This is a genomic window from Sphingopyxis sp., from assembly GCF_025869345.1.
In the GTDB taxonomy this organism is placed as follows: Bacteria; Pseudomonadota; Alphaproteobacteria; order Sphingomonadales; family Sphingomonadaceae; genus Sphingopyxis.
The window spans coordinates 1-11,762 of record NZ_JAOZVW010000047.1 but is presented as its reverse complement, the minus strand read 5'-3'; the positions used below and the strand labels follow the sequence as shown (position 1 = coordinate 11,762).

Genomic DNA, 11,762 nt, shown 5'->3' with positions numbered 1-11,762 from the left:
GAAAACACTGACCCCTATCCGTCGCCCCCGCGAAGGCGGGGGCCGCTATCGGAATGGCACCGGGCGGCCCGCGGCCCCCGCCTTCGCGGGGGCGACGATTATTTTTCGGCTCCGCCTGCCAGCAACGCCTCGGGCGGATTGAGCGCATTGATCGCGCGCCACACGCGCTCCTCGGCCTCTTCGCGCGGCAGGCCGGCGGGGATCGTCTCGCCGATCCTGTAGGTGATCGTCCCCGGCCATTTGACCCAGCGCCGCGGCGGATAGACGATGCCGCTGTTCACCGCGACCGGGATCACCGGCACCCCCAGCATCCGGTAGACGCCCGCGAAGCCCGAGCGCAGCGGCGGCGCCTTGCCGTGCGGAACGCGCGTCCCCTCGGCGAACAGCACCAGCGGGCGGCCGGCGGCAAGCGCGGCCTTGGCGGCGTTTAGCATCGCGCGCATCGCCTTGCCGCCACCCTCGCGGTCGACGGGAATCAGGCCATAGAAGCGCGCCGCCTGTCCCCAGACCGGGATCGAAAAAAGCTGCTCCTTGGCGAAGACCGCGGGCCATTTGAACAGCATCGGCTGCTCGATCGTCTCGAACGCCCCCTCATGCTTGAAGACGTAAAGGACGGGCATATCGGGCATCGCGCCCTCGACGACGATCCTGTGGCCCAGCACGAAGCGGCAGATCAGGCGGTGAAAGATCGCCCAGAGGCGCACGAACCAGCGCGTCGCATGATGCGATATCGGCAGCGACACCACCGCGCCGATCGACGCGATGCTGCTCATGATCACGAACAGGATCCAGAACAGGATCGAGCGGAGCAGGGCCAGCGTATAGCGCATCGCCGCGCTCAAAGCCCGAGCAAGCCGCCCGCCAGCCCGGCGAGATATTTATGATATTCGCGGAACAGGGTCGCGAAGCTCGGATGGCTGCGCACCGCGTCGGTCAGGATCGTCACCTTGGCGCCGAGCGCGCGGCCGAGCTCGTACTGCGCGCGGCGCATGTGCCAGTCGGTGGTGATCAGCCGGATGCTGCGATAGTTGCGCCGCGCAACCCACGCCGCGACCTCGGTCGCGTTCGAGCGCGTATCCTCGGCTTCGAAGCCGAGAGCGATGCAGCAATCGAACAGTTTCTGTGGCCGTCTATATTCGGCGGCGAGTTCCTTCGGCTTCACCTCGCGCGCAACGCCGCTGATCAGCAGGCGCTTCGCTTCGCCCTTTTCGAGCATTTCGAGCCCGCGGTCGATGCGTCCCGGACCGCCGGTGAGCACGACGATCGCGTCGGTCTTTTGCGGCGCGGCGGGCAACGGCAGCAGCAGGGCGAACCAGGCAAAGCCGAGCACCCAAGCCAGAAAGAGAAGAGATATCAGCCGCTTGATCATAATATCTTCTTGAGCGCGGCGAGCAGGGTCTGCCGCGCCGTCAGTGCCGCGAGCGCGATAGCCAATAGCGGCAGCGCCAGCAAGAGCGCCCAGCCCCAGGGCCCGAGCGACGCGGTCGCGGCGAGGCCCGCGGTGACCCCCGACCATTCCCAGCCGATCAGCAGCAGGATCGCGGCGGCGACCGCGCTACCGAGCGCGATGCCGTAAGCGGTGTCGATCGCGATCCGCCGCTGGAACAGGCGCGCGATCTGCCGGTCGGTTGCGCCGATCATATGCAGCATCTCGATCGTCGCATAATGGGTGCCGAGCGCGGCGCGCGCGGTCATGATCACCACCGCCGCGCTTGCCGCGATCATCAGCAGGACGAGCGCGCCCGCGACCCAGGCGAGCGAGCGGATCAGCCGCGCGACCGGCTCCAGCCATTCGGCGTGCGGGATGATCCGCGCGCCCGGCGCCTCGCGCGCGACGAGAGCGCGAAGCTGGCGCATGGGGCCCGCGCGGTCCTCACCGACGAAGTCGATATCGACGAGCGCGGGCAGCGGCAGGGCGTTCAGCACCGGGTCGCCATCCCCGCCCTCTTCGCCGCCGAACCATTGGCCGAGCGTCGCGCGAAGCTCTGCGGGTTCGACTGCGCGCGCCGACCGCACGAAGGCCTGTCCCGCCGCCGCGCGCCGCAGCGCTGCCGCCTGCTCGGCGCGGGTGACCGGGTTGGCGGTGACGATCTGCACCGTCACGCGCCCGGCGATCGCGGTGCCAATCGCATTCGCCGATCGCGCAAGGCCGACACCCGCGGCGGCGGCGAGCAGGGTCAGCAGCATCAGGATCGCGATCACCCACGGGGTCGGTCCCGACAGGCGGCGATCGGGAAGCAGGCGGCGATGCTGGACGGGAACGCGCGGGATGATCATGCCGACATCACGACCGGTTCGGCGGATAGCGCAGCGCGCCGGTGGGATCGGACAGCCGCCCTTTTTCCAGCCGCATCATCTGCGCATTCTCGATTCGGCTGATCAGGTGGATGTCGTGCGTCGCGACGACGACGGTGGTGCCGAGGCGGTTCAGGGCCTCGAACAGGCCGAGCAGACGCCCCGCCATCTCGGGATCGACGTTGCCGGTCGGCTCGTCGGCGACGAGAAGCTGTGGCCGCGCGATCACCGCGCGGGCGATCGCGACGCGCTGCTGCTCGCCGCCCGACAGCGTCGGCGGAAAGGCTTCGGCGCGCTCGCCGAGCCCGATCCAGCTCAGCATCTCGCCGACCGGCCCCGCCAGATCCTCTTCGCCGACCCCCGCGATGCGCAGCGGCAGCGCGATATTGTCGCGCGCGCTCAGATGCGGGATCAGCCTGAAGTCCTGAAAGACGACGCCGATGCGGCGGCGAAAGCCGGGCAGGCGATGGCGCGGCATGGTCACCAGATCCTCGCCGAACAGGCGGATCAGCCCGCGGCTCGGCCGCTGCGCGAGATAGAGCATCTTCAAAAGCGACGTCTTGCCCGCGCCCGAAGCGCCGGTCAGGAAATAGAAGCTGCCCGGCTGAAGGTTGAAGTTGATATCGCTCAAAACCTCGGCATCGGGGCCGTAACGCAGGCCGACGCCGTTGAATTCGACCATCGCGCCGCCGGGCCGGGGTGACGGCGTCATGACGCCATCCGGGCGCGATCGGGCGCCTTTCGCGGGGCGCGGGGCGTGGAAGCAGCGGCGCTCATGGCCTTGCCTGTTACACGGCTGTCCACCGACGTAAAGCGCGAAGCGCGACACGGTGCTTGCAACGCGCGAATCGGCGTGTTTAGAGGTGGCCCATGATCCTCGCCTGTCCGTCCTGCCATACGCGCTATGTCGTGCCCGATACGGCGATAGGTGCCACGGGGCGCACCGTGCGCTGCGCCAATTGCCGCCATAGCTGGTTCCAGGAGCCCGCCGCGCCCGCTGCACCCCTGGCGGCGCCCGCCGCACCCGCGCCGGCATCGGCGCCCGAACCCGTGTCCGCAGCGCAGGCGACCGACCCGGCGCCGGTCGCCGCGCCTCCGCCCGAGGAACCCGTCACCGAACCCGCGCCCCCGCCGCCACCCGAAGCCTTCGCCGTTCCAGAACCGCAGGTGGTGGTCACGCCCGCCGAGGACGCGCCGCTGCCCTTCCGCCGCCCGCGCCGCAATCCGGCGAAGCGCTGGACGTGGATCGCGGGCAGCGCCGCCGCGCTGATGCTCGCCGCGACCGGCGCTCTCTACTGGTTCGGCCTGCCGGGCTGGGCGCAGGGCCTCGGCATCCCCGGCATGACCGACGAGCCCGATCTCGTCATCGAACTGCCGCCAAACCAGGATCATCGCGAGCTGCCCGACGGCACCATCTATTTCGCCGCCTCGGGGGTCATTATCAACCCGACCGACCGCGAACAGCGCGTCCCGCCGATCCTTGCCGAACTGCGCGATGCGCAGGGGACGATCGTCTATAGCTGGACGATCAAGCCGCCGGTCCGCACGTTGCCGCCCAACGAGAAGGTCAACTTCAGCGAGGCAAAGCTCGACATCCCGCGCCGCGCGACGCAGCTCACGGTGAGCTGGGCGCTGCCGAAAGGCGGATAAAACAAGCGCGTAGCGTGACGTCGCGCCGCCGCGACGTCACATCATCTCCGTCGCCGCGAGCGATAGAAGGAAGCTGGTCAGGGTTGCGACGATGATGGGCGCGAAGCTGCGCCATCCCTGATCGAGGAGCAGGTGGAGGCGCGCCTTCATCGCGGTGGCGACGATGGCGAGCAGCAGCAGCGCCTGCGCGGCGAGGTTCGCGCCATGGACCGCGGGCTTGGGCAGCGCGACCAGTGAATTGACAGCCGCGAGCGCGAGGAAGCCGAGGATGAACCATGGCAGGCGCAGCGGAATGCGCCGCTTTTCGGCCCCGTCGCCGTCAGCGCGCGCCAGCCACAGGCCGACGAGCATCAGCATCGGCGCGAGCAGCGCGACGCGGGTCAGCTTGACGATCGTGGCGACCTCGCCCGCCTGCGGGGAGAAGGAAAAGCCGCCGCCGATCGCCTGCGCGACGTCGTGGATCGACGCGCCGATCAGGAACCCCGCCTGCGTGTCGGACAGGTGCAGCTCGGTCGCGAGGATGGGATAGAGCGTCATCGCAAGCGCGCTCGCGACGGTGATCCCGACGAGCGTCATGGTGAAGCGCGCCTGATCGACGCGCTTGTCGCCGATCAGCGAATAGAGCGCGAGCGCGGCCGATGCCCCGCAGATGGCGGTCGCGCCGCCCGCGAGCAATGCGGCGTGGCGGTCCTGCCGGAACAGCGATGCGCTGGCGACGGTGATCAGGATGACCGTGAGCATGATGGCGACGAGCAGCGCGAAGGGCAGCGGCCCCAGTTCGGCGAACTGCCCGGCGGTGATCCGCGCGCCGACGAGGACGATGCCGATGCGCAATGCGGTCTGCGACATCAGGTCGAGCCCGGCGTGGGTGCGTTTGTCCTGCGACAGGAAACTCATCGCAAGGCCGATGAGCAGACCCATCAGCACCAGCGGCGCGGCATAATGGTCGGCGAGCCACGCCGCGGCGAGCGCCGCGATCGCGGTGACGAGCGCGCCGGGCAGATAATCCCGCCAGCGACGCTTCGACGGCGGCGCTACCTCGAGATGCATCTCGCCGTAAAGATCGGCGGCCATCGGCCAGCTTTGTTCGGACGCCATGAATCCCTCCGCTTCGCTGTCCGCTTCGCATATCCGCGCGCCGCGGTCGATAGACCATTGCTGGCGCGCCGCGCTCTTGCTAGAGGCCCCGCTCTACCGGCACCCGTAGCTCAGCTGGATAGAGCGCTGCCCTCCGAAGGCAGAGGCCAGGGGTTCGAATCCCTTCGGGTGCACCACTTCGGAACAAAGCTGGGCACTGCGCCCGGCTTTGTTTCGGCGGTTCCCGCGATCAGGGCTTGCAGCAGATTGCTTTTCGAGCCGAGAATCCGAACCTCGTCGGCAGCAACTTCCACCCGTTGCGCAAGCGCACGGAGATGATCGCGGCGATAGCCGCCTTCCGCATTTCGTATCCTCTTGCGCGCGGCGCTTGCGAAGTTCGCCAGCATATCGGGCGCGACCGCCTTCCGGCCCTCAGCACTGAGCGAAGCCGTTACGCGTTCAGCGTCGGCCTTTGCCTGATCTCGCGTCGCCTTGAGCGCCGCTATGCGCTCCTTGAGGTCAGGGTCGTCAACCTCGGCAAATCCGTTCTCAATGGCGTCGTAAAGCCGCTTCAACCTCAACTCGGCCTCGGTGGCTCGCTTGTTGAGCTCGGCGACATGCGCGCGCTTGCGCGTCGTTTGTTCCTGCCGCCGATCCAGAACGGTAGACAGGATGACCTCCAGCCGGTCGGGTCGGAGAAGCTCGTCCTCCAGATTCTTTGCGACGAGATCGTCCAGCTTTTCCATCGGCACTGTCATGCCCGTGCAGGCCGTCGGTCCTTGCCGCGCCTTGGTCGAACAGGCGTAATAGCGATACTGCCCGCCCTTGCCGGTGCGAATGGTCATGGCGCCGCCGCACTTCGCGCAATGGATGAGCCCTGTAAGCAGCGTAGGGCCGCTCACGACGCGGGGCGGCACCTTCTTGGGGTTGCGGGCGTGCAAGTGCGCCTGCACCGCGTCAAACGTCTCCTGATCGATGATAGGGGGCACCTCGACCACGACGGCCTCGGACTTCGGCTTGAGCTTCCGGTCCTTGCCCCGGCGGTTGAACTCGTGGCGCCCGGTGTAGGTCGTGCGGGTGAGTATCTGGTGGACGGCACCGAGACCCCAGCGCCCGCCGTCGCGGGTGCGAATCGACCTCTCGTTGAGCCAAGCGGCGATGGCCTTGACCCCCATCGACCCCGAACCGCCATCGCCTTCCAGAGCAAGCCGGAAGATGGTCCGCACCGTCTCGGCATGGAAGGGGTCGATCTCCAGCCGCTTCTTGACCTTCGCGCCGCGCTGTTCAGCCGCGACGGCGCGGTAGCCGATTGGCGGCAGCGATCCGTTCCAGAAGCCTTGCCGGGCATTCTCGCGCATCGCGCGCAGCACATGCTTGGCGGTCTCCTTCGACTGATACTCGTCAAATAGCGCCATGATCTGGCGCATCATGACGTGCATCGGATCGTCGCCCATCTCTTGCGTGATGGAGACCAGCTTCACGCCATTCTTGGCGAGCTTGCGGACATAGAACTCCAGCTCGAAATGATCGCGAAAGAAGCGGGAGAAGCTGTGGACCACCACAAGGTCGAACGGCGCCGGTTTCGATGTCCCGGCCTCGATCAGTTGCTGGAACACGGGGCGGCGATCATTCGTCGCCGTGGCGCCGGGTTCAACATAGGTGTCGACGATCTTGAGCCCGCGCGCTGCGCACCAGTCCTCGCCCTGCCGCCGCTGGTCGGGGATCGACACATTATGTTCGGCCTGCCTTGCGGTCGAGACGCGGAGATAGAGGGCCGCGCGCGCCCCCGTGATGGTGTGCGGCGCGGTCATGGCAGTCTCCGTAGGGTCAGATCAGAAAGGCTAGGAAAACAGCTCGTCGAAAAAGTCGCCGAACCAGCGCTCGAACACTTCGACTTCCGCCAACGTGACCGGAACGGGATCGGGCCAATAGTTGACGACACGCCACGTCGAGAGATCATGTTTGGGAGGCCGACCCGGAAAGGGCCAAGGCTTGCCGAGCAGGGCTTCAAGCTGCTCGGATGCGCTGGGCGCTCGCTCGGGGGAGAGGCGGGCCATGCTGCAACGGTCGCGTAGTTCATGGCACGATGAAACAAGAATCCGCCTCTCAACGAGGCACGTCGAACGATGGAGAAGCAATACAAGCTATAGGAAAGACGGGATGCAGGCGTTGTTGCCGCGTTCGGGCCTCGGCTTGGCTTCCCTCCGCGAATCACAGTCATAGGTGACGATACCAGACTACTACTTGCGATGCTCGCGGGCATGATCTTCCCTTGCCTTGCGAATAGCGCGCAGCGCCCTGACCATCTCCCGCGCGACCGCCTTTTCGCTGATGTCGAGCCGATGCGCGATACGGTCGTATCCGAGATCGTCGAAGCGGTGCATCATGAATACGTCTCGGGTGCGCTTCGGCAGACGGGCGATGGCCCGCTCGACTCGCCTGATCTCGGGATCGACATTTTCGTAGCAGGTTGGAACTACGGGTGTCGGGGCGAGCAGGTCTCGGATGGTGCGCGCGAAACGGGCCGCCATGTTGTCGTCAGCCATGAGCCTTCCTCCGACGGGGGCGCGAATGCCCTGTCACGCCTCGCACATGATCGAGCAGGTCTCGGAGCAGCGGTGGAATGTTCGGCAGCGACGCCGGAGCCGGGGGCCGTGATCCATGCAGGTCCGGATTGCGCCAGACGTTGTAGGGCGACAGCACTACAGCCAGCCGTTCAAGTTCGGGGGATTGATAATTGAGGCCGGTCGCATTGGCATATGTCAGCGACGTGCCGATGTGCAGGCCGATGTTCCGGGCGCACCATCGATCATCAAAACCAACGTCCAGCAGATGCGAGCTTAGCGCCATCTGGACCACGATGCCCGTGTGATAGAGCAAGTCTGCCGGATCGTTGAATCGCAGTTCCTCGATCGCGAGGAAGAAACTCTCACCGTTTCGGTAGCGAGATGCACTCAACACGCGGCCTTCGCATGATCTTACGAGTTCGGGAAATGCCGCCCGTTGCTTCCCAAAGGAAGGCGCAACCGGCGTCGATAGCGGAATGACACCCGACTTTGATCGGGCGCTAGGGGCACTGTGGATCATGTCGCCTCCGTCGCTGGCGTGATTCGACCTCAGTTCATCGCCCGCCGACAAACCAAAGCTTGTTTACGCTATCGTTTATAACATAAACGGTAGCGTATATGCAAATAAACGATGTCATTAACGCGATTCTCTTTGAGATTGAGCGCGAGCCCGATAGCGACGACGGCATGGGACGCCCGCCGCTCGGAATGAAAGCCACGACCATCCGGCTATCGGTGGACACGATCCGTCGGATTGAAGCGCAGGTTGGAAACCGGCAGCTTGCGAAATTTATTCGCGAAGCGGTTGAGCGCGAGCTTCGGCGGCGGGAAGAAGAGCAAAAGTTTTAACCCGCACTGCGTTGATCAATTGAGGTTAGCCCTCGGTCTCGTGGGGAGCCGTCGTCCCGGTGCCATGTGGCAAAGGGGAGGGGTTTTGGACGGGCGGCTGACCCGACTTCCATCCGCCATATTCGCGTCCGAATAGAGTACGATGCGCAGCCTCGAAAAGTCGCAGAAAACCGCCACTTTGAACAAACGAGGCAGCGGTGTAGTCGGATCGCACTCTCGAAAAGTGGCGGAAAAGCGTTATGCACCCGTGCGTGAGGTGTGTGACTATAAATTGTGGGTCCGATGCGAAGCATCGCGGCCCGGCAACGGTCCGCTTCTATGGCGTGACAGGCGCACTGGTTGGCCATTTGATTGTCTGATTGACCGACGCTGAGCAAGCGGGGCGGCACGCTATCCATTTGCCAAATTCTTAGAGGAGGGCTGGAGAAATGTTGGCAAACGGTTGCTTTCTGCCGTTCGCCTTTATGCCGGGCTTTGAGGCGTGCTTACCGAAACGAGCCGCTGCCTTTAGCGAGTTGTTTAGATGATGTAGCAACAGCCCGGCCGTTCCGGGATGTCATATTGCGACAGACTTGGCACCGTGTTCTGATCCTGAGCCGATGCTCTCGAAATGTGGCCGGTGTCCAAGCCTGTCGCTCCCGCTAGGGAGGTCGAAATATTGCGGATAAGGTTGATACGCACGACCGGATTTCCACATCGACAGAAGAATCACGGCGAGCTTCCTAGCGACCGCGACGCGCGCCTTAGAATGACCGATTCGTGCGGCGAGTTCTCGCCCCCAAACCGTGATAGCGCTTTCAACTGCTGAATGGCTGATGACCGCACGTGCTGCCATGACTAGATGAGTTCTGGTGAGCTTGTTCCCTGCCTTGGTGATTCTGCTTTTAATCACCATGGTGCCCGATTGCTTCACTTTCGGCACCATCCCGAGATAGGCGCCTATGTCGGCGGACCGTTGGAACCGCATCGGGTCCTCTATGGCCGTGAAAAACGAGATCGCGCAGATGTAGCCGATTCCCGGAACCTCCATGAAACCCGACATCACGGGATGGTCAGCCGCAATCCTTTTGAGACGAATATCCGTCATCCGGAGATAATCACGCATAGCCTCCCAGACAGCCAGGACCGAGAGAAGCTCGCTCTGGTAGGCATTACTGGACACGTCAGAAAGTGACTGCCGTTCCAATGCGCTTCGTAGCTGAGTTGGTGGAGGCATTTTGGGAAGAAGCCCGTGATCGACGATCAGTGACCGCATAACCGCTTGAAGAGCATTTTTCTGCTTGAGCATTTGGTTTCGCAGCACCAACTGCGTTCGAAGATATTGTGTCTCGGGCGATTTCAGATGGACGCTCCGCACGGAATCGAGTTCCATCATTCCAAGCTCGGCAAGCCCTCGAGCGTCGTTACGATCCGACTTATGGTGTCGAATGGACAGGAAACGATGAGCCTTTCTTGCGTCCACCATGATGACAGGGAAGCCAAGAGCCCGAAGGCTACGCGCCATTCCCCGGGCCAACCCAGCTTCCATCACAATAGATTTAATCGTGACACGGGGCAGATTGTCGATTGCCGATAGGACGCCATCTGCACTCGTCTGAATGTTCACTTCAAAGTGGATCGCTTTGTCTGGCCCGATGGCGCAGAACTGAGTTTCGCGCTCGCCCACATCGAGACCGATCCAAACTTCCAAGTTGGCGCACTCCATCGAGGGATCGAGGCAGCATTGTTTCAATATCTCAGGAGATGGTCGCTTCTTGCCCGACCTCTAGACTTGCTTTCGAACTTCCGCTGCCCCGGCCCTGCCGGGCCACCTCGCGTGCCATTTGGAATGGGCATTTTCGTGACAAAGAGCGTTCGAACTGCGAGAGCAGGGGTAAGGTTGGGGCAAGATAAAAGACGTGCCAGCTATGCGGCAGTTTTTCAGCAAGATGTGCGTATGGCAACCCGACGCAGGTGCCAGCTCATCTGCATCTTTTTATCATTATTAGAATAGCTTACGATCCGGCTGGACCCGCGTTGAGGGGTTGAGACCGACCTTTCGCGTCGCGGCTACGATGCTGTGCGGAGTCGGGCCGCCGTACTGCCGTCTCAAAGTTGAACTGACACCTGCCATGTCAGCGATCTAGAGCGCGCGAGAATATCGGGGATGTTCGTAAGCTGCACCTCGCCAGTCTGGCGATTGAAGAGGGCCACCATGTGCCGCGATCCTAGCTGGTCGGCCGCAGATATCTCGCTTTCCGTCAACGCGAAGAAGAATCCTTGGAAGCCCGGTTTAACCCGTGCTTGGTTCGACGTTTTGATTTCTATGAAGACCATCGTTGGAAGAGCGGCTCGAACGGATTCTGCACACTTCCAATCTACAGCCGTTGAGGTCGCGATCGCGTCGAAGCTCGAACCGCGAATGTTGATCCCGGTATCTGCCAATTCCTTGAGGAGCAGAGCCAACTCAGCGCGCTTCGGACGCGGTGACCAAGAGTCGACCTCTGCGACGGCCCAAGCTTCACCTGCCGCGCCACTTTGATTGGCGAGCCGATCAAGATGAACTCGCTTGGCGCGAATGACGTCAATCAGGTCCACCACTTCACCCCCTTCTGCCGGTCGCTTTTGCACATCAGAATTCTGCCTGCAATTATCACTAGATGTTCTTCATATGTTCTCGTATCAGATCGGCGGCACAATTGGAGGCTTCCCGTGAAAACATTGATAGTAGCGCTGTTATGCGCTCGGCAGCTTCAACTCGGTGCGCTCTTTCCAGCGCGGCATGGCGTGCTATGCCCCTCCGCTATTCCTGTTTCTGATTCGAGATGTTGCCCGGTCGTATGAATTACGAAGAACTGCCCCGCTCAGCCTTAATTCGATTGCTTCAAGAGCATGATGAAGCCCTGCTGCAGGCTGGCAAAGACGGCATCGTCATGAACTACTCCGGGCGCACTGCGCCTTGGCAGATCACGCGACTCGTAAAACCGAAGTTCAGCGTTATCTCAAAGAAGCTGTCTTGTGGTGATGAGGCCGCACAATGCGAGAACGAAATCTGGGACGGTGAAAACCTGTCAACAATGGTCAGTCTCTACCGCCACCGCGGTAAAGTGAATCTCGTTCTAACTGACCCGCCTTACAACACTGGATCCGATTTTAGGTACAACGACAAATGGGACCAAGATCCCAATGACCCGGACCTCGGTGAACTCGTCGCCGAAGACGACGGATCCCGCCATAGCAAATGGCTGAAATTCATGACGCCAAGAGTCTGGATGATGAAGGAGATGCTTCGGCCGGGCGGCGTCATCGCCATTTGCATCGATAATCGTGAACTCTATCGCCTTG

General features: G+C 63.1%; 13 protein-coding genes, 1 tRNA gene and 1 pseudogene. 4 read left to right on the top strand and 11 right to left on the bottom strand.

The window, feature by feature from the left end; all coding sequences use genetic code 11:
• Positions 1-98: 98 nt before the first annotated feature.
• The 4 genes from OJI97_RS05495 to ftsE are packed head-to-tail and all read right to left on the bottom strand — an operon-like array spanning position 99 to position 3,007.
• On the bottom strand, positions 99-830 hold the full coding sequence (locus OJI97_RS05495; protein ID WP_297661884.1) for a 1-acyl-sn-glycerol-3-phosphate acyltransferase: 732 nt from the start codon (positions 828-830) through the stop codon (positions 99-101).
• 8 nt (positions 831-838) lie between these two features.
• Positions 839-1,369, bottom strand: a complete 531-nt coding sequence (locus OJI97_RS05490) for a YdcF family protein (protein ID WP_297661883.1) — start codon at positions 1,367-1,369, stop codon at positions 839-841.
• Positions 1,366-2,277, bottom strand: a complete 912-nt coding sequence (locus OJI97_RS05485) for a cell division protein (RefSeq protein WP_297661881.1) — start codon at positions 2,275-2,277, stop codon at positions 1,366-1,368. Before OJI97_RS05485 ends, OJI97_RS05490 begins: the two co-directional genes overlap by 4 nt.
• 7 nt (positions 2,278-2,284) lie before the next feature.
• Positions 2,285-3,007, bottom strand: coding sequence for a cell division ATP-binding protein FtsE (gene ftsE, locus OJI97_RS05480; RefSeq protein ID WP_297661879.1), 723 nt, complete (start codon positions 3,005-3,007; stop codon positions 2,285-2,287).
• A 158-nt stretch (positions 3,008-3,165) separates the two neighbouring features.
• Between ftsE and OJI97_RS05475 the strand changes: the two genes are divergently transcribed.
• Positions 3,166-3,945, top strand: coding sequence for a zinc-ribbon domain-containing protein (locus OJI97_RS05475; protein WP_297661877.1), 780 nt, complete (start codon positions 3,166-3,168; stop codon positions 3,943-3,945).
• Between the two features lie 36 nt (positions 3,946-3,981).
• On the opposite strand, the gene OJI97_RS05470 is transcribed toward OJI97_RS05475, so the two are convergent.
• Positions 3,982-5,043 carry a putative sulfate exporter family transporter gene (locus OJI97_RS05470; protein WP_297661875.1) on the bottom strand — a complete coding sequence of 354 codons (1,062 nt, stop codon included), beginning with the start codon at positions 5,041-5,043 and terminating at the stop codon, positions 3,982-3,984.
• Between the two features lie 99 nt (positions 5,044-5,142).
• Between OJI97_RS05470 and OJI97_RS05465 the strand changes: the two genes are divergently transcribed.
• Positions 5,143-5,219, top strand: a tRNA-Arg gene (locus OJI97_RS05465).
• Positions 5,220-5,792: 573 nt separating this feature from the next.
• Here OJI97_RS05465 and OJI97_RS05460 read toward each other — a convergent pair.
• From OJI97_RS05460 to OJI97_RS05445, 4 genes and pseudogenes are all read right to left on the bottom strand, one after another.
• A pseudogene (locus OJI97_RS05460) lies at positions 5,793-6,833 on the bottom strand (recombinase family protein); the annotation flags it as partial.
• Between the two features lie 30 nt (positions 6,834-6,863).
• A complete protein-coding gene (locus OJI97_RS05455; protein ID WP_297661873.1) occupies positions 6,864-7,079 on the bottom strand; it encodes a hypothetical protein in 216 nt (71 codons plus the stop codon).
• Between the two features lie 183 nt (positions 7,080-7,262).
• A complete protein-coding gene (locus OJI97_RS05450) occupies positions 7,263-7,568 on the bottom strand; it encodes an RNA polymerase sigma factor (protein ID WP_297661871.1) in 306 nt (101 codons plus the stop codon).
• Positions 7,561-8,109 (bottom strand): hypothetical protein, encoded by a 549-nt coding sequence (locus tag OJI97_RS05445; RefSeq protein ID WP_297661869.1) that lies wholly within the window; start codon positions 8,107-8,109, stop codon positions 7,561-7,563. The genes OJI97_RS05450 and OJI97_RS05445 overlap by 8 nt, the downstream gene beginning before the upstream one ends.
• Positions 8,110-8,207: 98 nt before the next feature.
• Here OJI97_RS05445 and OJI97_RS05440 point away from each other — a divergent pair, with 98 nt between their 5' ends.
• The gene (locus OJI97_RS05440) at positions 8,208-8,438 is read left to right on the top strand and encodes a hypothetical protein (protein WP_297661867.1); all 231 of its coding nucleotides are present in this window, start codon (positions 8,208-8,210) and stop codon (positions 8,436-8,438) included.
• A 556-nt stretch (positions 8,439-8,994) separates the two neighbouring features.
• Here OJI97_RS05440 and OJI97_RS05435 read toward each other — a convergent pair.
• Both OJI97_RS05435 and OJI97_RS05430 read right to left on the bottom strand, forming a co-directional pair.
• A complete protein-coding gene (locus OJI97_RS05435) occupies positions 8,995-10,128 on the bottom strand; it encodes an IS110 family transposase (RefSeq protein ID WP_297661865.1) in 1,134 nt (377 codons plus the stop codon).
• A 398-nt stretch (positions 10,129-10,526) separates the two neighbouring features.
• Complete coding sequence (locus tag OJI97_RS05430) at positions 10,527-11,015, bottom strand: hypothetical protein (protein ID WP_297661863.1); 489 nt, start codon at positions 11,013-11,015, stop codon at positions 10,527-10,529.
• A gap of 242 nt (positions 11,016-11,257) precedes the next feature.
• On the opposite strand from OJI97_RS05430, the gene OJI97_RS05425 reads away from it, so the two are divergent.
• Positions 11,258-11,762: DNA methyltransferase (locus OJI97_RS05425; RefSeq protein ID WP_297661861.1), on the top strand; the 505-nt coding region annotated here is incomplete at its 3' end.